22 protein-coding genes are annotated in these 20,689 nt (G+C 58.3%); 13 read left to right on the top strand and 9 right to left on the bottom strand.

Translation table 11 applies throughout. The annotated features are described in order from the left end of the window. Window positions 1-243 precede the first annotated feature (243 nt). Together R6X40_RS04460 and R6X40_RS04455 are read right to left on the bottom strand one after the other, a co-directional pair. Window positions 244-486: a DUF982 domain-containing protein gene (locus tag R6X40_RS04460; RefSeq protein WP_318411367.1), complete on the bottom strand. Its 243-nt coding sequence runs from the start codon at window positions 484-486 to the stop codon at window positions 244-246. A 252-nt stretch (window positions 487-738) separates the two neighbouring features. Further along, on the bottom strand, window positions 739-987 hold the full coding sequence (locus R6X40_RS04455) for a hypothetical protein (protein ID WP_318411365.1): 249 nt from the start codon (window positions 985-987) through the stop codon (window positions 739-741). 285 nt (window positions 988-1,272) lie between these two features. Between R6X40_RS04455 and R6X40_RS04450 the strand changes: the two genes are divergently transcribed. From R6X40_RS04450 to R6X40_RS04440, 3 genes are all read left to right on the top strand, one after another. Further along, window positions 1,273-1,476, top strand: coding sequence for a hypothetical protein (locus tag R6X40_RS04450; protein WP_318411363.1), 204 nt, complete (start codon window positions 1,273-1,275; stop codon window positions 1,474-1,476). A gap of 67 nt (window positions 1,477-1,543) precedes the next feature. Then, a complete protein-coding gene (locus tag R6X40_RS04445; RefSeq protein ID WP_412178327.1) occupies window positions 1,544-2,227 on the top strand; it encodes a fumarylacetoacetate hydrolase family protein in 684 nt (227 codons plus the stop codon). Window positions 2,228-2,237: 10 nt separating this feature from the next. Then, window positions 2,238-2,768 (top strand): gamma carbonic anhydrase family protein, encoded by a 531-nt coding sequence (locus tag R6X40_RS04440; RefSeq protein ID WP_318411361.1) that lies wholly within the window; start codon window positions 2,238-2,240, stop codon window positions 2,766-2,768. Window positions 2,769-2,845: 77 nt separating this feature from the next. Here the strand turns inward: R6X40_RS04440 and R6X40_RS04435 are convergent, their stop codons facing one another. From R6X40_RS04435 to R6X40_RS04425, 3 genes are read right to left on the bottom strand one after another with little or no spacing between them, the layout of a single operon-like run. Beyond that, window positions 2,846-3,250 carry a Fur family transcriptional regulator gene (locus R6X40_RS04435; protein ID WP_318411359.1) on the bottom strand — a complete coding sequence of 135 codons (405 nt, stop codon included), beginning with the start codon at window positions 3,248-3,250 and terminating at the stop codon, window positions 2,846-2,848. After that, the gene (gene znuB / locus R6X40_RS04430; RefSeq protein ID WP_318411358.1) at window positions 3,250-4,083 is read right to left on the bottom strand and encodes a zinc ABC transporter permease subunit ZnuB; all 834 of its coding nucleotides are present in this window, start codon (window positions 4,081-4,083) and stop codon (window positions 3,250-3,252) included. The genes R6X40_RS04435 and znuB overlap by 1 nt, the downstream gene beginning before the upstream one ends. Further along, window positions 4,076-4,999: a metal ABC transporter ATP-binding protein gene (locus R6X40_RS04425; protein ID WP_318411356.1), complete on the bottom strand. Its 924-nt coding sequence runs from the start codon at window positions 4,997-4,999 to the stop codon at window positions 4,076-4,078. The genes znuB and R6X40_RS04425 overlap by 8 nt, the downstream gene beginning before the upstream one ends. A 104-nt stretch (window positions 5,000-5,103) precedes the next feature. Here R6X40_RS04425 and znuA point away from each other — a divergent pair, with 104 nt between their 5' ends. Then, window positions 5,104-6,099: a zinc ABC transporter substrate-binding protein ZnuA gene (gene znuA / locus R6X40_RS04420; protein ID WP_318411353.1), complete on the top strand. Its 996-nt coding sequence runs from the start codon at window positions 5,104-5,106 to the stop codon at window positions 6,097-6,099. Between the two features lie 92 nt (window positions 6,100-6,191). Further along, the gene (gene zigA / locus R6X40_RS04415; protein WP_318411351.1) at window positions 6,192-7,397 is read left to right on the top strand and encodes a zinc metallochaperone GTPase ZigA; all 1,206 of its coding nucleotides are present in this window, start codon (window positions 6,192-6,194) and stop codon (window positions 7,395-7,397) included. Between the two features lie 85 nt (window positions 7,398-7,482). On the opposite strand, the gene R6X40_RS04410 is transcribed toward zigA, so the two are convergent. Both R6X40_RS04410 and R6X40_RS04405 read right to left on the bottom strand, forming a co-directional pair. Beyond that, on the bottom strand, window positions 7,483-7,836 hold the full coding sequence (locus R6X40_RS04410) for an RcnB family protein (RefSeq protein WP_318411350.1): 354 nt from the start codon (window positions 7,834-7,836) through the stop codon (window positions 7,483-7,485). A gap of 142 nt (window positions 7,837-7,978) precedes the next feature. After that, complete coding sequence (locus tag R6X40_RS04405) at window positions 7,979-9,589, bottom strand: glycoside hydrolase family 43 protein (protein WP_318412346.1); 1,611 nt, start codon at window positions 9,587-9,589, stop codon at window positions 7,979-7,981. A gap of 358 nt (window positions 9,590-9,947) precedes the next feature. Between R6X40_RS04405 and R6X40_RS04400 the strand changes: the two genes are divergently transcribed. The 8 genes from R6X40_RS04400 (at window position 9,948) to R6X40_RS04365 (ending at window position 19,878) form a co-directional block, all read left to right on the top strand. Further along, window positions 9,948-10,523 carry a TRAP transporter small permease subunit gene (locus R6X40_RS04400; protein WP_318411348.1) on the top strand — a complete coding sequence of 192 codons (576 nt, stop codon included), beginning with the start codon at window positions 9,948-9,950 and terminating at the stop codon, window positions 10,521-10,523. Beyond that, a complete protein-coding gene (locus R6X40_RS04395) occupies window positions 10,520-12,298 on the top strand; it encodes a TRAP transporter large permease subunit (protein WP_318411346.1) in 1,779 nt (592 codons plus the stop codon). Before R6X40_RS04400 ends, R6X40_RS04395 begins: the two co-directional genes overlap by 4 nt. Before the next feature lie 835 nt (window positions 12,299-13,133). Then, window positions 13,134-15,101 carry a bifunctional DNA primase/polymerase gene (locus R6X40_RS04390; protein WP_318411345.1) on the top strand — a complete coding sequence of 656 codons (1,968 nt, stop codon included), beginning with the start codon at window positions 13,134-13,136 and terminating at the stop codon, window positions 15,099-15,101. 190 nt (window positions 15,102-15,291) lie between these two features. After that, on the top strand, window positions 15,292-15,660 hold the full coding sequence (locus tag R6X40_RS04385; RefSeq protein ID WP_318411343.1) for a hypothetical protein: 369 nt from the start codon (window positions 15,292-15,294) through the stop codon (window positions 15,658-15,660). Further along, complete coding sequence (locus R6X40_RS04380) at window positions 15,657-15,953, top strand: hypothetical protein (RefSeq protein WP_318411341.1); 297 nt, start codon at window positions 15,657-15,659, stop codon at window positions 15,951-15,953. The genes R6X40_RS04385 and R6X40_RS04380 overlap by 4 nt, the downstream gene beginning before the upstream one ends. 438 nt (window positions 15,954-16,391) lie before the next feature. Then, window positions 16,392-16,889, top strand: a complete 498-nt coding sequence (locus R6X40_RS04375) for an HK97-gp10 family putative phage morphogenesis protein (RefSeq protein ID WP_318411340.1) — start codon at window positions 16,392-16,394, stop codon at window positions 16,887-16,889. A 713-nt stretch (window positions 16,890-17,602) separates the two neighbouring features. Then, on the top strand, window positions 17,603-18,748 hold the full coding sequence (locus R6X40_RS04370) for a phage major capsid protein (protein ID WP_318411338.1): 1,146 nt from the start codon (window positions 17,603-17,605) through the stop codon (window positions 18,746-18,748). A gap of 2 nt (window positions 18,749-18,750) precedes the next feature. After that, entirely contained in the window at window positions 18,751-19,878 is a 1,128-nt protein-coding gene (locus tag R6X40_RS04365; protein WP_318411336.1) for a hypothetical protein, read from the top strand. Between the two features lie 141 nt (window positions 19,879-20,019). Here the strand turns inward: R6X40_RS04365 and R6X40_RS04360 are convergent, their stop codons facing one another. Together R6X40_RS04360 and R6X40_RS04355 are read right to left on the bottom strand one after the other, a co-directional pair. After that, window positions 20,020-20,229 carry a helix-turn-helix transcriptional regulator gene (locus R6X40_RS04360; RefSeq protein ID WP_318411334.1) on the bottom strand — a complete coding sequence of 70 codons (210 nt, stop codon included), beginning with the start codon at window positions 20,227-20,229 and terminating at the stop codon, window positions 20,020-20,022. Continuing rightward, window positions 20,226-20,689, bottom strand: a 464-nt coding sequence (locus tag R6X40_RS04355) for a hypothetical protein (protein WP_318411332.1), incomplete at its 5' end; no start/stop codon positions are given. The genes R6X40_RS04360 and R6X40_RS04355, both read right to left, overlap by 4 nt.

Genomic DNA, 20,689 nt, shown 5'->3' with positions numbered 1-20,689 from the left:
CCTAACCAATCGCCGCCTTATACAGCGGCGCGGTTTTGAAAGCGAGATGGAAGTTTGGAAGGGCGGTGGGCGGCACTTTCACGAAGGAAACGCCGAAAGGCTCAGCATGCAAAAGGGAATCCAAAAACAAACCACAACGTTTAACGGCTACATGAGGCAGCGATCTCACAAAGAGACTACCAACATATAGCAGCCACCACTGCGTCAGACGCGCAGCTGGTCAGTTTATCTCTGCCTAGCGCGTCAGTGCGCGTGCAGCTTGGCCTCTTGTGCGGCCGCGATGAAGACTTCCCTTGCCTCCTCCGGCGACTTGCGGCCATCAATGGCGGCGCGGCAGAAACTTCTGGCCGCGACGTAGCGCGGACCGCGAAGATCCGGCCAGGTGTCCATCAGGCAAATAAGGGCATCGAACGGTCCCAGAACGACCTGAGAACCTTTATGCTCGAACCCCACCTCCACAGGATTGGACCATTTGGCATTTGGCATGAGCGTCTCCTCCGAATGTCTTGCCAGACCACAACGGCACAATAGCCGATTTGGTTCCCGTTGGGCAGAGCGCAAAACGAAAAAAGCCTGCCGCGGGAGGAGGTGCGGCAGGCTTCTGAAAATGACCCACGGTCGGGAGGAGGTGACCGCTGGTCGATCGCAGCTTTTCGGGAGGAGGTGAATCGCTGCGATAAAGATGACGATAATGCTGCGATGCACAAAAATCAAATAAAATCTGATGCACCGCAACCGTTACCAGTAACTTCTTCGTGTTGGCTGATCGCTTGACGCGCTACCGATCAGATAACCTGCAACGAAGGCGGCTGCACCGAATACCAGCAAGGCAGTACTGGTCGCCGAGGGATGATCCTGTGCGCTTTGCGCCACTGCAGTCGCCTCATCTCGGACATAGCTGGCCGCCTGCTTGGCTTTGGCAGCCACACCGCCGGTTTCCTCGAGTTCTCCGGTAAAGCCGGTCCGCAAATTCTTGATATTCGCCATCTCGCGCTCCTTTTCTGTTCGTGAACACAACACCCGAACATGGGGATTGTTCCAATTCAACAAGGCTGGCAATGAGCCGGTACCGGATGCGCGCGTCGTAAAGGCCAGCCGAGGTTCTCCATATTGTGCGTCCCATTCCGGCACACATTAAAGCATCTGCTAAAAAATCACTGTTGCGATTTCTTCATGTGTGGCATGCTAATAGATGATGTGCCTCATAAAAACCAATTTCGGAGTAGCTACTGCAGCCCAGAATCAGAAAAATAAAGAGACGGGAGAGAACAAATGGTAGAGGAAAATCTGTATCGCATCGTTGAAGTCAGCCTGAAGCGCGGCAGCGACCGCCGGGACGTCGGCATCATGACCGTACGTCAGGCGCTGGAACTTCCAGATGTCCCGAGCCTGGAATATACCCATCCGGAATACAACTCCCGGGCGGACAACGAGTTTCTGACACGCGACCAGCTTCAGGCCTACGTCTGCAGCTGAAGGCACTTTCCCCGCCCCGCAATGGGGTGCTATCGTCCGGCATTCGCAATCGAATGTCTGGATGTCGATGACAACTGTAATCCCCCTTCCCGCGCCGGTGCTTTTGCCGGTGTTGAATTCCGAGCAAACCTTTCCAGTCCGCCGGGTCTACTGCGTCGGGCGCAATTATGCCGCCCACGCCATCGAGATGGGCCATGATCCGGACCGGGAACCGCCCTTCTTCTTCCAGAAGAATCCGGACAATCTTGTCCATGCGGCTGAATTCCCCTACCCGCCGCTTTCGACCGATGTGCACCACGAAGTCGAGCTGGTTATCGCGCTGAAACGCGGTGGCAATGCTATTGACGCTGCAGATGCGCTCGATTGTGTCTATGGCTACGCTGTCGGCATCGACTTCACCCGCCGCGACCTGCAGGCGCAGGCAAAATCCTCAGGCAAACCCTGGGCGGCGGCAAAGGCCTTCGAACATTCCGCGCCGGTGTCGCAGATCGTTCCGGCGCAAGCGATCGGACATCCCGCGGACGGCAATATCTGGTTGAAGATCAACGGCGAAACCAAACAGCAAGGCGACCTCAACCAGATGATCTGGAAAACACCGGAAATCATCGCCGAGCTGTCGAAGCTGTTTACGCTCGCCGCCGGAGACATCATCATGACCGGCACACCATCGGGCGTCGGGCCTGTGTCGCGCGGTGACACGGTGTCATGCGGCATCGATGGCGTCGCGACAATGACCGTTACGGTTGTTTGAGGGGGGAACCATGCCGCTCTATGCTCTTGGCCCCACCCGGCCCACAGTGCCGCCGGAAGGCCGCTATTGGGTTGCGCCCGACGCCCACGTCATTGGTCAAATCGAACTGGGTGAGGATGTCGGTATCTGGTTCGGCGCCGTGCTGCGCGGCGACAACGAACCGATCCGCATCGGTGCCCGTACCAATATCCAGGAGGGTGTAGTCATTCATGTCGACCCCGGCCTACCCGTCACCATCGGAGAAGGCTGCACCATCGGCCACCGCGCCATCGTGCACGGCTGCACGATCGGCAACAATTCGCTTATCGGCATGGGCGCAACCGTGCTGAACGGCGCTGTGATCGGCAACAATTGCCTGGTGGGCGCCAATGCGCTGGTCACGGAAGGCAAGGTCTTCCCGGACAATTCATTGATCGTCGGCGCACCGGCCAAGGCCATCCGGTTGCTGGATGAGGCGGCCGTTGCCGGGTTGAGGAAATCGGCTGATGGTTACGTCAAAAAATGGCAGCTGTTCGCGACCAGCCTTTCCGTCATCGGATAGGCGAAGCCGCAGCTGAACAGTATGCGGTCTGGATGCCTCGCCAATGGCGGGGCCTCCAGCTTCAACCAAGCCCTCACTTATTCAGCGGTGCAATTCTGGCAATGGCCGCGAATCTCGATCGTGGTCTTCTCCGTCTTGAAATGCTGCTTACCCGCCAGCACCGACAGGCGCTCCTCCATCGCGGTATCGTGCATCTCGGTCACCTGGCCGCAGTCCTCGCAGATCGCAAAAGCCGTCACGCCGTGATCATGATGATGGTGATGATCAGGATGGGCGCAGGCGACGAAGGAATTCATGCTTTCAAGCCGGTGGATCAGGCCAAACTCCAGCAGCTTGTCGAGCGCCCGGTAAACCTGCAGCGGTGCACGAAACCCGTGATCGCGCAGCTTGTCGAGGATTGTATAGGCGCTGAGTGGACCTTCCGCATGGCTGAGCGCGTCGAGGACCAGCGACTGGTTCCTGGTGAGCTGCTGTGTCGCCATCAATGTTGTCCTCCATGCGTCGAGTGTATTGCCGTCTCTGCCTGCCTGTTGCGGCCGAACGGCAGGAGACTGAGCACGAAAAGCCCCATTGCCGCAACCACGATCGACGGGCCGGACGGCGTATCGAAATGCAGCGAGCCGAACAGGCCGCCAGTGACCGCAAGCGCACCAATGACAGAGGCGAGCACCGCCATGATCTCGGGCGATGTGGCAAAGCGCCGGGCGGTGGCTGCCGGTATGATCAGGAGCGAGGTGATCAGGAGGATGCCGACGATCTTCATGGCGATGGCGATCACCAGTGCCATCAAGAGCATAAAGTACAGACGTGCCCGCTCCGGCTGCAACCCTTCGGCCTCCGCCAGTTCCGGATTGACGGTGGAGGCAAGCAGCGGCCGCCAGAGATAGACGATCGCCGCCAGAACAAGGATGCCACCGCCCCAGACCAGATCGATATCGGCCTCGGACACGGCAAGGATATCACCGAACAAGAAGCCGACGAGATCGATCCGCACCCAGGTCATGAAAGCGACCATGACGAGGCCGATCGACAGCGCCGAATGCGAGAGAATCCCGAGCAGCGCATCGGTGGACAGCGCACCGCGCTTCTGCAGCAGCAGAAGCAGCAGCGACACGGCGGCGGCGACAATGAAGACGCTGACCATCAGGTTGAGATCGAACAGCAGCGACAACGCCACGCCGAGCAGGGCCGAATGCGCCATGGTATCGCCGAAATAGGCCATGCGCCGCCAGATGACGAAGCAGCCGAGCGGTCCGACCGTGATAGCAAGGCCGATGCCGGCGATAAGGGCGCGGGTGAAGAAATCGTCAAACACGGCCGCTCTCCTTGTTATCGAAACCCTGCAGGCGGCTCTTGTAGCCACAGCCGCAATCCGGGCCATGCTCATGCGAACCATGATCGTGCCCGCTATTTGCATCGTCGCCATGGTGATGGCCGTCATCGGGGTGGCAATGTTCGGTAATGCTGCCGTCGGTGTGCAGCACCCGCCCGTCCGGGAGATGGGTATGATCGTGATCGTGGCTATAGACGGCAAGCGACTTGGCCGCGCGGCTGCCGAATAGCTTTAGATATTCCGGGCTCTGACTGACCATCTGCGGCGTGCCACGGCAGCAAACATGGCCGTTGAGGCAGATCACCGTATCGGTCTCGGCCATCACCACATGCAGATCGTGGGAGATCAGCAGGATACCGCAGCCGGTACTGTTGCGGATCGATTTGATCAGGTCGTAAAGCGCGATCTCGCCGGAAAAATCGACGCCCTGTACCGGTTCGTCGAGCACCAGCAGATCCGGTTTGCGAGCAACGGCGCGGGCGAGCAAGGCGCGCTGGAATTCGCCACCGGAGAGATGCTGCACCTCGGCACGCGCAAGATGGGCAATACCGGTCGAATGTAGCGCTTCCTCGACCTCACGTCCCTTGAGTGGTCCGGTCAGCGTCATCAGCCGCTCAACGGTCAAAGGTAGCGTCCAGTCGATCGCCAGCTTCTGCGGCACATAACCGACCTTCAGCCCCGGCAGTTTCTCGACCCAGCCCTCGTCCGGCTTCAGCACACCGATCGCGGCCTTTGCCGTCGTCGACTTGCCGGAGCCATTGGGGCCGATCAGCGTAACGATCTCGCCGCGGCTGATCGAAAACTCGACGCCGCGCACCAGCCAGCGGCCATTGCGGCGGATGCCGGCATTGTTCAGGGAGACAAGTGGTGCCTGTTCAGGCTTGCGGACATTCAGCATCAAAAAAATCCGGATGGGGTGTTGCCAGCCGCTATGCCACACGTTATAGCATAACGCAATTGATGTAATAACATTACATTGATTTACAAGACAGGAGTTCCCGCATGAGCCTGAAAAATTCCCTCCTTTTGACATCCGCGCTGTTTTTTGCCCCCACCGTGCTTCTCGCGGCGGGCAGCGCCCATGCCGAAGTTCCCAATGTCGTCGTCTCGATCAAGCCGATCCATTCCCTGGTCGCCTCGATCATGCAGGGTGTCGGCGAACCCGCGCTGATCGTTGAGGGTGCCGCCTCCCCGCACACCTACAGCATGAAGCCCTCCAATGCGTCGGCGCTGGAAAAAGCCAATGTCATCTTCTGGGTTGGCCACGGGATGGAAGCCTTCCTTGAAAAGCCACTGGAATCGCTCGGCAGTAAAGCCAAGATCGTCGAACTCGACGATGCGCCAGGCCTCGAAAAGCTGAAATTCCGTGAAGGCGGCGCCTTCGAAGCACATGATCACGGTGATGAGCATGAAGCAGAGGCTGAAGGTGCCGAGGGCCACTCCCATGAGGAGGCCGGTCACCATCACGATGAAGGTGAGTTCGACCTGCATCTCTGGCTCGATCCGGCCAATGCCAAGGCAATGGCAGCCGAAATCGAAAAGACACTGGCCACGGCAGATCCGGCCAATGCCGCTGCCTACAAGACCAATCTCGACGCCCTGAACACGCGGCTGGAGGCCCTCGACAAGAAGCTCTCCGAGACCGTCGCGCCGATCAAGGACAAGCCATTCATCGTCTTTCACGATGCCTATCAGTATTTCGAACACCGCTATCATGTGAAAGTGGCTGGCTCGATCACCGTCAGCCCAGAGACACTGCCCGGCGCCGCGCGTCTGAAGCAGATCCACGAAAAGATCGTCGAACTCGGCGCCACCTGCGTCTTTGCCGAACCGCAGTTCGAACCCAAACTGGTCAATGTCGTGCTTGAAGGTACATCGGCGAAATCCGGCACGCTGGATCCGGAAGCGGCCACGCTTGAAGCTGGCCCCGATCTCTACTTCCAGCTGATGGACGGTATCGGCACATCGCTGAAGACCTGCCTATCCTCTGCCAGCTAACATGTTCCTCCCGAGCGACTGAACGAGGCGGGCCACTGGTCCGCCTTTTTCAGATAACGATGCGTAATAGTATAACATTAAGGATGAATAACATGTCCGACAAACTTCCGGTCACTGTGTTGTCCGGCTTCCTGGGGGCTGGAAAGACCACGGTGCTCAATCACATCCTCAACAATCGCGACGGACTGCGGGTGGCCGTCATCGTCAACGACATGAGCGAGGTGAATATCGATGCGGCATTGGTGCGCGATGGCGGCGCCAACCTGTCGCGAACGGAGGAACAGCTGGTCGAGATGACCAACGGCTGCATCTGCTGCACCCTGCGCGACGATCTCTTGAACGAGGTGCGCAAACTCGCCGAGCAAGACAGGTTCGACTACCTGCTGATCGAATCGACCGGGATCGCCGAGCCCCTGCCCGTTGCGACCACATTTGAATTCCGCGACGAGGCTGGCCACAGCCTCGCCGACGTTGCGCGGCTTGATACGATGGTCACCGTGGTCGATGCCGTCAGCCTGCTGGGCGATTATTCCTCTGCCGATTTTCTCGCCGATCGAGGCGACACCGCTGGCGAAGATGACAATCGCACGCTTGTCGATCTCCTGGTCGAACAGATCGAATTTGCCGATGTCGTCATTCTCAACAAGACGGGAAGTGCGACACCCGGACAGCGGGACGCCGCGCGGAAAATTATCACCGGGTTGAATGCCGATGCGCGGCTGATCGAGACGGATTTTGGCAAGGTGGCGCTACGCGACGTTCTCGGCACCGGCCTGTTCGACATGCTCAAGGCCGAGCAGCATCCGCTCTGGTACAAGGAGTTGCACGGCTTCAAGGACCATGTGCCGGAAACCGAGGAATACGGCATCCGCTCCTTCGTCTACCGGGCGAAAAGGCCGTTCGATCCCGCGCGGTTTCACGACTTCGTCCATCGGCCATGGCCGGGCGTCGTGCGGGCAAAAGGCTTTTTCTGGCTGGCAACCCGCCCCCATCATGCCGGCGAACTCAGCCAGGCCGGGCCGATGGTGCGCACCTCGAAAATGGGGCTGTGGTGGTCGGCGGTTCCGAAAACCCAATGGCCGGATGATCCCGGCTTCCCCGCCATGATGAAGCCGTACCTCGATCCCATCTGGGGCGACCGGCGCCAGGAGATCGTCTTCATCGGTGCTGATCCGATGGATCAGCAGGCATTGGAAGCGGAACTCGACGAGTGTCTGGTCGATGCCAAGACGTTCACCCCGGATCGCTGGAAGGCGTTGCCGGACCCGTTTACCGAATGGTCTGCAAGAGCAAGTTAGGCCGCCGCACCAGCGGCTGCCCCGCGATCATTATTCTATAAAAGGGCGGCGCATGCCGCCCTTTTGGCCATCCTGTTCAGCCTGATCAGCGTGTCGCCAGATTGACGATCACGCCGGTAGCGACACTGATCAGCAGGAAGTCGTTATCGACCCGAACCCATTGTTGGCCACGCGGCGGCGCGCGGAGCTTGTAGCGGCGATAGTCGTTCACGGCAGCGATCCGGCGGCGTTCGGCTGGCGAGAGGCGGTGGCCACGCGCCCAGCGTTTCTTGACGACCACATTCTTCTCGACAATCTTGGTGTTGCCGTGCCTGTAAACACGTTTCTCGACATGACGCTCCTTCATCTGGGTGGCTTCATACGAGCGGGCGGGCTGGGCAAAAGCCATCGGCGCCGTCAGGAAGGAGCTTGCGACCAGCGCAATCAACAGACGTTTCATCGGGGTGTCCTTTCGTTTTTTGACACTCCGAAACTACGACCGCAAAGATGAACGGAAACTGAAACAGCAAATTACAAAATTGTAATGATATCAGTTAATTATAAGGATTAACTGATACAGTGAACAAACTTGCAACCAGCGATTACAGGCTCTCATAGGAAAATCGGTCGAAATCCGCGACCTGCGCCCGGCCCGATGTATCGAAGGCAAAGACACCCGCGAAGGCGCCGGTAAAGGAGCCGTGTTCCCCGCGACCGCCTTCGTCAGAAACGACGCCTGCATCGAGCAAAGGCCCGAGTTTCCGCCATGTGCGATAGCCATCCGGGTGCCAGAAGAACTGCAGATCGTTGTCTCTGACCTCCATGGCCAAATGCACCCGGCCGAACGGCACCGCGACGCCGCTTTCGACCGGAAATGTCATGCGGCTGTGCGGAAAATCGCCGTTACAGGAAAAGATCGTCACCACCCGGCCGAGTTGTTCATGGAGCGTGACGGCGAGTGCATGAAACTTGTGGCGATTGTAATAATGCGTCAGTCCCGCCGCCTGCTGGTAGGTATCGGGCTCGAACTCGACAACCGTTTCGACGCGGAAAGAATGATGTTCCTGGCGCCTGGCCACCAGCGCCTGCTCGAACCAGCTGCCGATGCTTTCGCGGCCGAAAAGCCGAAGATGGCCCGGTCTCTCGGTGAGCGAGAAAATCCGCTCCGGCACCGGCGTGCGTAGCCACTGGAATTCCATCGGCAGCTTCGAACCGTCGAATTCGGTTTCGACGCGCGCCGGTTTCTCGGTGATGACAGCCTCTCCCGGCGCAAGCACCTCGACATCCGGCACGACACCGCCTTGTGCGAGATAGAGCCAGCCATCGTCACCCCAGATGCATTTCTGCAGCGCCGTCTCACGCCCGAGCGTACAGCGGCGTTGCGGCGCCAGAGGCCGGCCGGTCAGGTGGGTGTGATAGGCCTGCCCATCCGGCGTTTCGACATACTGGCCGTGCCCTGCCCTTTGCAGCACGGCATCGGGATGATCCTTGGATGTGATCAGATGCGTCTGTGGATGCATCTCGTAGGGGCCTTCGATGGTTCTGGCCCGCGCCATGGTCACCACGTGATCGTAACCGGTGCCGCCCTCCGCAGTCGTCAGATAGTACCAGCCGTTGCGTTTGAACACATGCGGTCCCTCTACCAGCCCCTGCGCACTGCCAGCGAAGATATTGCGGATCGGGCCTGTCAGCGTTTTCGTCGCCGGGTCCCATTCCTGCATCAGGATGCCGTCGAAGGCCGGTGATTTCGGAGCACCGCCAAAGCTCTCGGTCCGGTGGTTCCATTGCATGTTGAGAAACCATTTGCGGCCGTCGTCATCGTGGAACAGCGAGGGATCGAAGCCGGAGGAGTTGACATAGATAGGATCCGACCACTCGCCTTCGATCGTCGGTGACGTGACGATGTAGTTGTGGGCGTCCTTGAAGTTGCCGTCGAAGCGCTTGACGTCCGTGTAGACCAGAAAGAATTGGCCATCGGCATGCGACAGGCACGGCGCCCAGACGCCGCAGCTGTCGGGATTGCCGCGCATGTCGAGCTGGCTTGCCCGCTCCAGCGGCCGGCGCACCAGCGTCCAGTTCACGAGGTCCCGCGAGTGATGGATCTGCACACCCGGGTACCACTCGAAGGTCGAAGTGGCGATATAATAGTCATCGCCGACACGGCAGATCGACGGATCAGGATTAAAGCCCGGCAGGATGGGATTGCGGATCATCGCGGTCATGACGAACGTACCTCACGGATTGTTAGAACGCCATACGGCCTTAAACCAGGCGACGTTTCAAGCCCTATCGTGACTTCAGAGCGACATTCTTTGCGAGCCCGCCGACTCGGTTGTTTCGCTTCCTCGCGAGCGTCATCGCGCCTTCAGGTTATCCCACTACCGTTCAGGTTTCCCACAGTTCTTGCCTAAGCTTTAGGCAAACCCGAACCTGTCTATATGCGACTTTGGTATGACGTTGCCGGACTATGCCGGAAAATCCCGGAGCGCACTTGAAACGGGGCTTGAAATCGGCACTGTGACTGTGCTTGGCAAAAAAAATCAAAATCAGCTTAGCGGGGAGGAATACACAATGACCGCACTGCTCGGTATCAGCAGGCTCATCGACCGCATTACGGAAATCATCGGCAAATCAGTCTCATGGCTGATCCTGGTGGCCGTTCTGGTCAGTGCCGGCAATGCCATCATCCGAAAAATATTCAACATGTCGTCGAACGCCTGGCTCGAGGCGCAGTGGTACCTGTTCGGGGCCGCCTTCATGCTGGCGGCAGCCTATACGCTCAGCCAGAACGAACATATCCGCATCGATGTGGTCTACGGCAAGTTTTCGCGCCGGACCCAACACTGGATCGACCTGTTCGGCCACGTCTTCTTCCTGATGCCGTTCGTCCTTTTGATGACATACTATCTCGTCCCCTATGTGTTGATGTCGGTTCGCTCGCAGGAAGGCTCCTCCAGCGCCGGCGGCCTGATCGTCTGGCCAGCCAAGGCGATCCTGCTGTTCGGCTTTGTCCTGCTGGCGCTCCAGGGCGTCTCCGAGATCATCAAGAAAGTTGCGATTATGAACGGCCAGATGGACGATCCAACGCCCTATGTGCCCACGCATGCGCCGCTGGACGCCACCACCACACCGGAGGTGCGCCCATGATGGAGTTCATTGCCGTCAATCTCGCACCGATCATGTTCGTATCCTTGATCGTCTTCCTCCTGCTGGGCTACCCCGTCGCGTTTTCGCTCGCCGCCAATGGCTTGCTGTTCTTCATCATCGGTGTGGAGCTCGCGCCTCTGTCCGGCGGGTCCATCAACCTCTCATGGCCGCTCCTCAATGCGATGCCGGAACGGTTCTGGGGGGTGATGTCGAACGACACATTGCTCGCCATCCCCTTCTTTACCTTCATGGGGATCGTGCTCGAACGATCGGGAATGGCCGAAGACCTGCTCGACACCATCGGCCAGCTGTTTGGCCCGATCCGCGGCGGTCTCGCCTATGCGGTCATCTTCGTCGGCGCGCTTCTGGCTGCAACCACGGGCGTGGTAGCGGCTTCGGTCATCGCCATGGGCCTGATCTCGCTGCCGATCATGCTGCGCTACGGTTATGACCGGCGTGTCGCATCCGGCGTCATCGCTGCATCCGGCACCCTTGCGCAGATCATCCCGCCATCGCTCGTCCTGATCGTCCTTGCCGACCAGCTTGGCCGCTCCGTCGGCGACATGTATGCCGGCGCGCTCATTCCGGGTCTCATTCTGACCGGGCTCTACATGGGCTACATCCTGCTGATGAGCTTCTTCAAGCGTGATTCCATGCCAGCCTTGCCGCCAGAGGCCCGCACGCTGGGATCGGGCGTCACATCGCTGTTCATTGCGCTGATCGTCGCCGGTGCCATCGCCTATGCTGCTCACGTCTACCTCTATCCGACACATGGAGAGAATGCAGACATTCTCGGCGCAACGGTTGGCGTGGCCTTCATCTACATCGTCGCCCTCATCGACAAGGGCATGAAGGTCAATGCGATGTCCCGGCTTGCCCAGCAGGTGATCATTGTCCTCATCCCGCCGCTGGCCCTGATCTTCCTCGTCCTCGGCACCATCTTCCTCGGCATTGCCACACCGACCGAAGGTGGCGCAATGGGTGCCGTCGGGGCGCTGATCATGGCGGCCGCCAAGGGCCGTCTCAACATGGACGTGATCAGGGGCGCGCTGGCCTCGACGACACGTCTTTCCGCTTTCGTGCTGTTCATCCTGATCGGCGCCCGCGTCTTCTCGTTGACTTTCTACGGCGTCAACGGGCACATCTGGGTCGAGCATCTGCTGACGGCGACACCGGGTGGCGAAACGGGCTTCCTGATCACGGTCAACCTGCTCGTCTTCTTCCTAGCGTTCTTCCTCGACTTCTTCGAGCTCGCCTTCATCATCGTGCCGCTGCTCGCACCGGCTGCCGACAAGCTCGGTATCGACCTGATCTGGTTCGGCGTCTTGCTTGGCATCAACATGCAGACGAGCTTCATGCATCCGCCGTTCGGCTTTGCGCTTTTCTACCTGCGCTCGGTCGCGGCCAAGGTGCCGTATCTCGACAAGGTGACCGGAAAAGTGACGCAACCGGTCACCACCGGGCAGATCTACTGGGGCGCAGTTCCGTTTGTCTGCATTCAGGTCATCATGGTCGGCCTGACCATCGCATTCCCGCAGATGGTCATGCACTACAAGGGAGAGGGAACGGGCATCGATCCCAATACCATAAAGATCGAAGTGCCCGGCTTTGGAGCCGGTGGTGGCGGGCTAACCCTGCCCGACAATGGCGGCGGGCTTGGACTACCGGGCGGCTTGCAGCTACCGGGTGGCAATCCGCTCGATGGCGGCAGCCAGAAGCCGGCGGATCAACAGAAGCCTGCCAATGATCTGAGTGCTCCGCCCTCATTCAACTAAGCGTTACAAGGGCCGGTCTTCTGACCGGCCCTCACACTGCTGACAAATTCATTTTCTCACCATTCGGCAGGTCACTTGAGAAATTATGCTATTGCCACATCCTCCGTCATCTCTGTGCTTGTCACAGAGATTGTACATAGTTATTCGTCAATGAAATCAACGAATATAGACTGAAATTTGAATTTGGGGGAAGCCATGGGGGAAGCCGTGATCGCGCTAGGGATCGAGTCGGCGGCGGGGTAACGGCGACTTAGCGATCTCAGCCGCGAAGTTTCCGGCGCGTCGGATGGTTTTCTCGGAGACGCCGTATTCAGCCGCTAGCGTTTCGGATGTTTTGGGGTGGTCATTTTGACCACCCGAAAAATCGCGGTCACTCCGTCCACCGACCGCCCTTTTCACCCGATTATAAACGCGGCCTAACACGAGGCGGAATGCGTCCGCTGTCAGATTGCGTCTTCATTATCAATCAAATCAACAATGAACGGCTTGCCATTCAATCGATCAATGCTCAAGCATCAATCGATAACAGTCGGCAACGGTTGCCGCGCGTCCAGTTTTTTGATGGTTGACGCTGCCTGTACAGCGTCCATCATTGTTTTTCTGGTCATACGGATCACGCGAAAACGCGGGCTAATTTCCAGACATGCTTTGTCCAATCCGAAAAAAGGCCGGTGATCTCTCACCGGCCAATTCTCAACCCGTTCTAACCGGGGAGCATTCCTGTGGCCTGTGACTAGCAGGCGCGACAGGAGAAGCGGCCAGTATAGCTGCTTTTCTCCCGGTTTGACAAAAGCTGTGTGAAGAGGAAGTTGCCGTGGCTGGTGGCAATCTCACAATGGAATTCGCGTTATTCTATGCATCGATAGGCTGGAAGGTCATACCCTGCAAACAGGATAAGACACCGGCCGTCAAAGGCGGTTTCAAAGCTGCATCCACCGATCCCGAACAAATCAGATCGTGGTTCAACAAGAACAGCATGATGATCGGCATCAATACCGGCGACAGCGATATTCTGGTTGTTGATATCGACATGAAAGGCGGACTCGACGGCGAGGGTTCGTGGAATGCCTTGATGGCAGAGCATGGCGGATATGAGCCTGTCACCTACATGGTCGCCACACCGTCAGGCGGTCGGCACCTTTATTTCAAGGGACATCGCGGCATCCGCAATTCGGCCAGCAAGCTTGGTCCCGGTCTCGATGTCAGGGCGGCCGGTGGCTACATCATCGCGGCCGGATCGGTCAACGGCGCTGGCACCTATGAAAATCTCTTCCCGGAACGCGGGCTGGCACCGCTACCCGACTGGCTGGCAACGGTGCTGATGAGCAAGCCGAAACCGAAAGAGAAATTACCAGCGCAAATCCAGGACGAAGACGACGCCAAATTTAACCGGCGCTATGCCCGCGCTGCCATTGATAGAACCTGCGACGTCATCCGCTCCGTACCTGAAGGTGCGCGCAATGCCGAACTTTACATGGGTGCCATCAGGATGCTCGGCTTTGCCAAGAGCGGCTTGCTTGGCGAAACCGAAGTGCGTGGTGCCTTGGCGGACGCCGCGCGTCACATCGGTTTGGGTGATGAGGAAATCGATGCCACGTTGAACAGTGCATGGCAGACAGCAGAGAAACGAGAAGGTCCAACCGGAAAAACCGCCAAGGATTCTTCCGTCATGGTTTCTGCCAAGGCAGAAGCACCACCAAAACCGGAGCCGCTCGCCGTCGTCAAGGCATCGGACTATGCCGGGAAGCCGGTTCCAGAACCGCGTTATCTCGACGGGCGCGGCTTCATTCCGCGCGGTTGCGTCGCACTCCTGTCCGGGTCGGGTGGCGTCGGAAAGACATTGCTGGCGCTGCAACTGATGGCCGGGACCGCGATCAAGGGACGCTGGCTTGGCAAGCCGGTCAATGAAGACGGACGCGGTTCGGTGCTGTTCTACTCGGCTGAAGAACCGGATCACATCATTCATCGCAGGCTGGCCGATATCGCCGCGCAGGAAGGTTTTGATCTCGCCGATCTCGCCGGTCTGAACATCCACTATGCCCATGATGAACCGGCCTTGTTCGTGCAAGGCAACCACGGCCACGTGATCGAAGCGCGCCGGATCGCCGATCTCGACCTGACGATGACGACACTGAAGCCGGACTTGCTGGTGATCGACAATCGCGGACAGGTGGTCATGGCTGAAGAGAACTCACGCATGGTCGCACATGAGACCATGACATCGCTCGGCAGACTAGCCAGACGCCACGACACAGCAATCCTGTTGCTCACTCATCCGTCACTGGCTGGCCTGAACACCAACACCGGCAATTCAGGATCAACCGGCTGGATCAATGGGGCACGCGCGCAACTCGACATGACACGACCGAAACCGGCTGAAGGCGACGACGACATGCCGGATGAGGGCAAGCGGATTTTGACGGTTCGCAAGATGAACGACGGGGCAACCGGCCAGACAATCGACATGACATGGGAAATGGGATGCTTCCGGGCCACCGATGAAAATCTAAGGTCCGGGCATGACATCGGACAGGCCGACAGGGCAGAGCGCGTCTTCCTGTACTTGTTGCGCCAGCACGCCGCCAGACTGACGCCGGTTTCACCACATCCAACCGCCCGGAACTATGCACCGCGCGTATTTTCAGCCGATCCAGAAGCGGAGAAATGCAATCTCTTCATGTTCCAGAAGGCGATGAAAAGCCTGTTCCGGCAAGAGGCAATCGAGGCTGTCAAATACGGTCCACCGTCGCGTTCTTTCGTCAAAATACAGGTCGTAAAAATGAAACTGGAGGTGGTGAAATGAAACTTCTAGTACCCTTCTTACCCAGCTACTTCTCAGCTGTTCTCAGCTACCCGCTTCGTGAATGAAATCAAACACATAACCAACTGCTCTTACTCACCCCATGTATTACATACATATAGGCTGGGTAAGTAACCCCAGCCTAATTGTAAAAAAACAAGACACAACCAAACCCGAAAATATGGAGCGTGAAATGACCGATAGTTCGAAACCATCCACCACCATGCTGTGCGGCCATGTCGATGTCGAACTGCCGGACGGAACAGTGATCAAAGGTAACTGGGAAACCGAAGATGCGCCGCTGCTGAAATATCTGGTGGCAATACCGATGGCCGATGGCCGCTATGTCGCTTGGGATGAATTCCCGGTGATCGCCACTTTCCAGCCGGATGATGGATCGCACTTTCTGCCGGTCACCACGGAACACGGCATCATCTTCGAAATGCCGATGCATTGCGCCTTGCAATCAGATGATCTGGAAACCTATCACCCGGCCATCGGCGTCGGCTTTGACACGGCGCAAGGTTGGATCGATGATCTCGACAGGAGAAGCCAGCCATGACTGAGAAGAAAGATTTTGTCCGCGAAACCTTTGCCGGGACATCGGTATCGGTTCGATCCGCGCTGTTGTTGCGCGACAATCCGAGACTGTTCGAAGCGGTGATGAACAGCGACGGCGATCACGACGTGTTCTTCGAGCGGCTACGGCATTTCGCGGTCGGGCTCGGCAAGGCGGCGTTCTGGCTGTCGCAAGGTGGCGGCGAGAAGCGGATCGTCAAGGACATCGATGTGGTCACCAAGCGGATCGCCTACATGTGGTTTGCGACGACACGGCCAAGCAGCGGCAGTGCGTAACCGGGGTTTCAGATACCCCGGTATTAATCGGGTTATTTGAAAACCCGATATTAGCGGCAGTGCGTAATCGGAACCATTCCGGTTTTGCATTGATGGGGTTTGCCGTACCCCATCTAATCGGGGTATCTGAAACCCCGATATTGCATCGGGTTATTTGGAAACCCGATCTTAACGGTGGGTTATTTTTTAACCCACTGCTCTTGGCGGCAGGCGTTCCGCTCTGGAACAGCTGTGATATCCTGTCCCGGCTGATCAAGGCCGGACGTGTGAGCTTCAGGATCGGAGCCTGTAAACGCGATCTTTGCGTGCCAGCGACAGCACGGTTTGAGCGCAGGAGATGGTGCACGTCGTCTCTTGCGCTCGCCAACGAAAGTTCGTGTCAACACGATGTTGTTGGCGAAATTCGCCAACAAAACGTACCGACATCGGAAGGTTCACATGGCACTGAAGGCGAAATTCATCGGACGGGATCAGCTGTTGCGGCGGATGGATGCGATCTCGCCAGCCATCCAGCGGAACCTGGCTGACATGCAGATGAAGGTCGCGCAGGAAGTGGCTGAGAAGATACGCGCCTATGCGCCGGTTGATCGTGGTGATTACAGACGATCGATCCATGCCGACAGGCTGTCGAACAGGCCGGACGCCAATTTGCGCGGCATTGAGAAAACCACCGATCCGAATGCAACAGGCGTGTTTGCCGCGTGGTACTGGCACTTCATCGAGTTCGGGACAAGAGCGCACACCATCACGGCCAAGAGCGCGCCGATGCTGGTCTATGACAGTGGCGGCCAGATGCGTGCCGCTCGCTCGGTCAACCATCCCGGAACAGCGCCGCAACCGCATATCTTCCCGGCCTACCGGATGATGAAGAAGAACATCAAGCGACGGCTGGCGCGTGTGGTCAATGCGTCGGTAAAGAAGGCGATGGGATCGTGACTTCCCCGTTTATGGGGAAGTTCAGGATAGATCAAATTGATCTATCCCTTTTGGCTTCTGGTCATTTTGTCCACAAGTCACCATTTGTGGTGGTTTTGGCAAAGGATCATTTTGATCTCTTGCCACCGGGGCCATGCCGGGGGGGACGTCTCGAAATCTGGAACCTACCCCATATGCACCGACGGCCACCAAGAGCGCCTTTTATCGGGGAATAGGAATTTGAGACGGCGCAACAAACTTGCGCCACCCCGCAACAATCTTGCGCGTCCTGCCGGTGATCGCCGCTAACCCGGTGCCAACTTGGCATAGGGTCCAGCCAAGTTGGCTGAACCGGGGTATTTGAAACCCCAGTTCCTAACTTGGTGCCAACTTGGCACTAGGTCTGCCAACTTGGCAGGGCTGGCTACTTTAAAACCCAGTTCCTAACTTCCCGCCAACTTGGCGCAATGTCCTGTCCATCAGGCGGTTCCAGAGCGGGACTGCCTGATGGAAGTTTTCTTGGCGGTTCCAAAGCCGTACCGCCAAGAAGGACGTCTCTCGGCGGTTCCAAAGCCGTACCACCGAGAAAACCGGTTCTCGGGCGGTCCCAGAACGATACCACCCGAGAACTTACCCAAAAGGTAACAAGCTTTCAATGACTTAGCCTGTTATTCTGACGTCAACCGTGGAAGACGCGCCGGTTCGCGACACAACCCTTCCACATAGGAGGGGTCATGGATGTCGCTCAAGAAATTCAATCATTGAAGGGTTTGATGGTTTCCGTCGAGCGGTCCTTGCGCAAATCGCGGCAGCAATCGCCAGCGCAGGCGGCACGGCACGCTCTGATCAAGGGCATCGTCGTCACCTTCGTCAAGGTCGCACGTGGCAACAGGGGCGGAACCGTCTTCGATGTTGCTCGCAGCCTTTATCCCGGCAATGCCGTCCTAGCCAAATCCTTCGGCGATAACGGCCAGTATCGCGCCGCTGTCGATCCGGCCATGACATCGGTTCCGGCATGGGGTGGCGAACTCATCGGCGAAACCGTCGTGTCCAATCTGTTGCTGCTGACACCGATCAGTGTCGCGGCCAAATTGGCGGCACGTGGTCTTCAGTTGCCGGAAAACGGCCGGATCATCCTGCCGACATCGAAGCCATCGGACATTCCACCGGCCGTGTTTGGCGTCGAGGGCGCGGCGATCCCGGCACGGAAATCGATCCTAAGCAGCCTGTCGCTAACCCCGAAACGCGCCGGTCTTTTGGCCGTGTTCACAAACGAACTATCGCGGCGAAGCACGCCTGCCATCGAAGCCATCATCGGCCAGATGCTTGCCGTCGATCTGGCGCGTGGCATCGACGCGGTTCTGCTGGATGCTTCACCGGCAACCGCTTGGCGTCCGGCTGGCCTTTTGAACGGCGCGACGGAAGTCTCGGCCAGTGACAACACCGATCCGGCCGCCGCGATGGTCGAGGATATTTCAAATCTAGTCGCGGCCATTGCCGTTCCGGGCGGTCCTGTCGATCCGGTCGTGATCGTCAACAGCAAGCAGGCGGCGAGCGCCAGCCTGTACTATCCGGGCGGCGCGTCGGTGATCTCTAGCGATCTTCTCGCAGTCGGAACCGTGATCGCCCTGGATGCGTCCAGTTTCATCCTAGCCGGTTCACCGGAATCGTTCTCGGTCGAAGGCAGTTCACACGCGCTTAACCGGCGCGTCCTCGACGAACACCGCTCGATGCTCGAAAGCTTTGCGCAGCGAACCGTTTCCTATGCGCGGCAGGACGACACGATGACGCTTGCCGCGATGTCTCGCCGTCTCGACGCCATGGCGATGCAGGTAGCCAAGCTTCAGTTGGACATCGACGAACTGAAACAAGGACGCTGATCATGAACCGCACCACCATTGCAGCAATTCCGACAGAGACAGGCGGCATGCGCCACGACATCCCGGTTCATGCGGGCAAGCCGGGTGAGCCGCTGGTCGTTCTGGTGAACGCTGGCATCGCCATGATCATCAGTCAGGACGCGGACGGCCACATGGGCGATGCGGTCGCGGCGAACCAGCGCATCCTTGGCGGCAATGCCACCCGCGAAAGCGTGCTGGCCTACGCGCAAAGCCGGACACGCACGCAAGGAAACCGGGAAGAAAAGCAGTCTCTGGAAGACTTGCTGATCACCGAAAAGGAACGCCGCGATCTTCAGGCTGAGATCAACACGATCAATGCCAATGCGTCGCTGACGGAAGAACAGCGGCTTTACCAGATCGATCAGTTGACGAAGGCCACCGAATTGCTGTCGGCGGCCAAAAAGCAAGAGATCGAACTGACACCGGCCGCCATTGCCGCGATCAATGCCGAAGCCACGGCACACGCCAATCTGGAAGCGCAGAAGCGGCAGATCACCAATGCCAGCCGGTCGCGCGAACTGGAACGCAAGGAAGTCGAACAGCTGGCGCAGGCCTACACCAACCTTGCCAAGAATGCCGTGTCCGGCTTTGTCAGCGATCTCAGGAATGGCGTTTCGGCGGCCGAAGCATTCAACAATATGCTCGGCCGGGTGGTCGATACGATCATCGACATGGCAATCCAGAGCATCTTTGCCAAGAATGCGCTTGGCGGGGTGATCTCGAATTTCTTCGGCGGGTTTGCGGGTGGCGGCGTTGGCGTTGGCGTCAAACACCATGGCACCAAGACAGGCGGTTCGAACGCGGTCCGCAATGTCTCGCCTGCGATCTTTGCCAATGCGCCGAAGCTGCACAACGGTCTGCTACCGGGTGAATTCCCGGCCATCCTTCAGCGCGGCGAGCAAGTGATACCGAAAGGCACCGCGCGTGCCGGTGGCGGCGGCAACAGCGGCAACACCTACCTTGGCGACGTGGCGATCGATGTCTCGACGGGCATGGTGACGGCATCGAACGACGATGCTCGAACCCTTGGCAGGCGGATCGATACGGCTGTTCAGGCGGTTCTGGTGCGGGAAAGTCGGCCGGGTGGACTGTTGCGTCGGCCGGGTTAAGCGGTTGCAATCAGTCGCGGCACGGTTGCGTCGTCGAGGCGGGTGAGTTCAAAAACAGCAGTGAAATCAATAGGCATTACTCTCGCATGCGAGAGTAAAATCGACTGAAATGCTGAAGCATGCTTCAGCAAAATCGGGCGATCACTTGACGATCTTGCCGTGAAGCTGTTCCACCTTGCGCACCGAGTCATAGGCGGGATCGCGCGCTTCACCTTGCGCCAGCCGCCATAGTGTCGTGCGCGACAGATGGCATCGCTCGGCGATCTCATTGGCGGACAGGCCGGACTGCCTGAGATCGTGGATCATCAAGGCAATATGGTCTGGAACGGGAAAGTCCGGGACGCGCTTCATCTGCTGATGTCCACATTGCGCACCCAGTTGATCAACTTCAGGCGGCGGATCGGATTGGAAACCACGCTGTCGATGGTCGCGCTACTGTCGGCAAGGCCTAGGCGGCGGCGGATGGTTATCGCTTCGACGCCATGCTTGCGCAGCGTCTCATAAGCCGCGCGGGCTTCATCGATCGATGGCGTGTGATACGACGTGTCCATGGCGGCAGTATAGACGCGATCCGGGGCTTCAGAAAAGGGTGCCGCGATTTGGGTTTGCCCGACATTTCGCCAAAGGCCACGTGCACGCCGCTCTGATAGCGAATTTCGAGGAATGAGGCCTTTTGCGCCATTTGGCGCATTTTCCAGAGCGGACAAGAAAAAGGGCTTGCGGCTGACGAAACCCACAAACCCTTTTTCCCAACATCCAAAGACAAGGTGGGCAATCAACCCGGCATCAGTATAGCGCTGATCGGGGGGAT

Origin of the sequence: Rhizobium sp. PL01, from assembly GCF_033447125.1 — a bacterium.
Taxonomy (GTDB): domain Bacteria; phylum Pseudomonadota; class Alphaproteobacteria; order Rhizobiales; family Rhizobiaceae; genus Pararhizobium.
The sequence above is the reverse complement of the archived record's forward strand: the minus strand, read 5'-3'. Positions and strand labels throughout refer to the sequence as shown.

Coding starts and splice junctions, on each gene's coding strand:
- R6X40_RS04460 (WP_318411367.1), bottom strand. CDS start 486: ATGCCAAATGCCAAATGGTCCAATCCTGTGGAGGTGGGGTTCGAGCAT.
- R6X40_RS04455 (WP_318411365.1), bottom strand. CDS start 987: ATGGCGAATATCAAGAATTTGCGGACCGGCTTTACCGGAGAACTCGAG.
- R6X40_RS04450 (WP_318411363.1), top strand. CDS start 1,273: ATGGTAGAGGAAAATCTGTATCGCATCGTTGAAGTCAGCCTGAAGCGC.
- R6X40_RS04445 (WP_412178327.1), top strand. CDS start 1,544: ATGACAACTGTAATCCCCCTTCCCGCGCCGGTGCTTTTGCCGGTGTTG.
- R6X40_RS04440 (WP_318411361.1), top strand. CDS start 2,238: ATGCCGCTCTATGCTCTTGGCCCCACCCGGCCCACAGTGCCGCCGGAA.
- R6X40_RS04435 (WP_318411359.1), bottom strand. CDS start 3,250: ATGGCGACACAGCAGCTCACCAGGAACCAGTCGCTGGTCCTCGACGCG.
- R6X40_RS04425 (WP_318411356.1), bottom strand. CDS start 4,999: ATGCTGAATGTCCGCAAGCCTGAACAGGCACCACTTGTCTCCCTGAAC.
- znuA (WP_318411353.1), top strand. CDS start 5,104: ATGAGCCTGAAAAATTCCCTCCTTTTGACATCCGCGCTGTTTTTTGCC.
- zigA (WP_318411351.1), top strand. CDS start 6,192: ATGTCCGACAAACTTCCGGTCACTGTGTTGTCCGGCTTCCTGGGGGCT.
- R6X40_RS04410 (WP_318411350.1), bottom strand. CDS start 7,836: ATGAAACGTCTGTTGATTGCGCTGGTCGCAAGCTCCTTCCTGACGGCG.
- R6X40_RS04405 (WP_318412346.1), bottom strand. CDS start 9,589: ATGATCCGCAATCCCATCCTGCCGGGCTTTAATCCTGATCCGTCGATC.
- R6X40_RS04400 (WP_318411348.1), top strand. CDS start 9,948: ATGACCGCACTGCTCGGTATCAGCAGGCTCATCGACCGCATTACGGAA.
- R6X40_RS04395 (WP_318411346.1), top strand. CDS start 10,520: ATGATGGAGTTCATTGCCGTCAATCTCGCACCGATCATGTTCGTATCC.
- R6X40_RS04390 (WP_318411345.1), top strand. CDS start 13,134: ATGGAATTCGCGTTATTCTATGCATCGATAGGCTGGAAGGTCATACCC.
- R6X40_RS04385 (WP_318411343.1), top strand. CDS start 15,292: ATGACCGATAGTTCGAAACCATCCACCACCATGCTGTGCGGCCATGTC.
- R6X40_RS04380 (WP_318411341.1), top strand. CDS start 15,657: ATGACTGAGAAGAAAGATTTTGTCCGCGAAACCTTTGCCGGGACATCG.
- R6X40_RS04375 (WP_318411340.1), top strand. CDS start 16,392: ATGGCACTGAAGGCGAAATTCATCGGACGGGATCAGCTGTTGCGGCGG.
- R6X40_RS04370 (WP_318411338.1), top strand. CDS start 17,603: ATGGATGTCGCTCAAGAAATTCAATCATTGAAGGGTTTGATGGTTTCC.
- R6X40_RS04365 (WP_318411336.1), top strand. CDS start 18,751: ATGAACCGCACCACCATTGCAGCAATTCCGACAGAGACAGGCGGCATG.
- R6X40_RS04360 (WP_318411334.1), bottom strand. CDS start 20,229: ATGAAGCGCGTCCCGGACTTTCCCGTTCCAGACCATATTGCCTTGATG.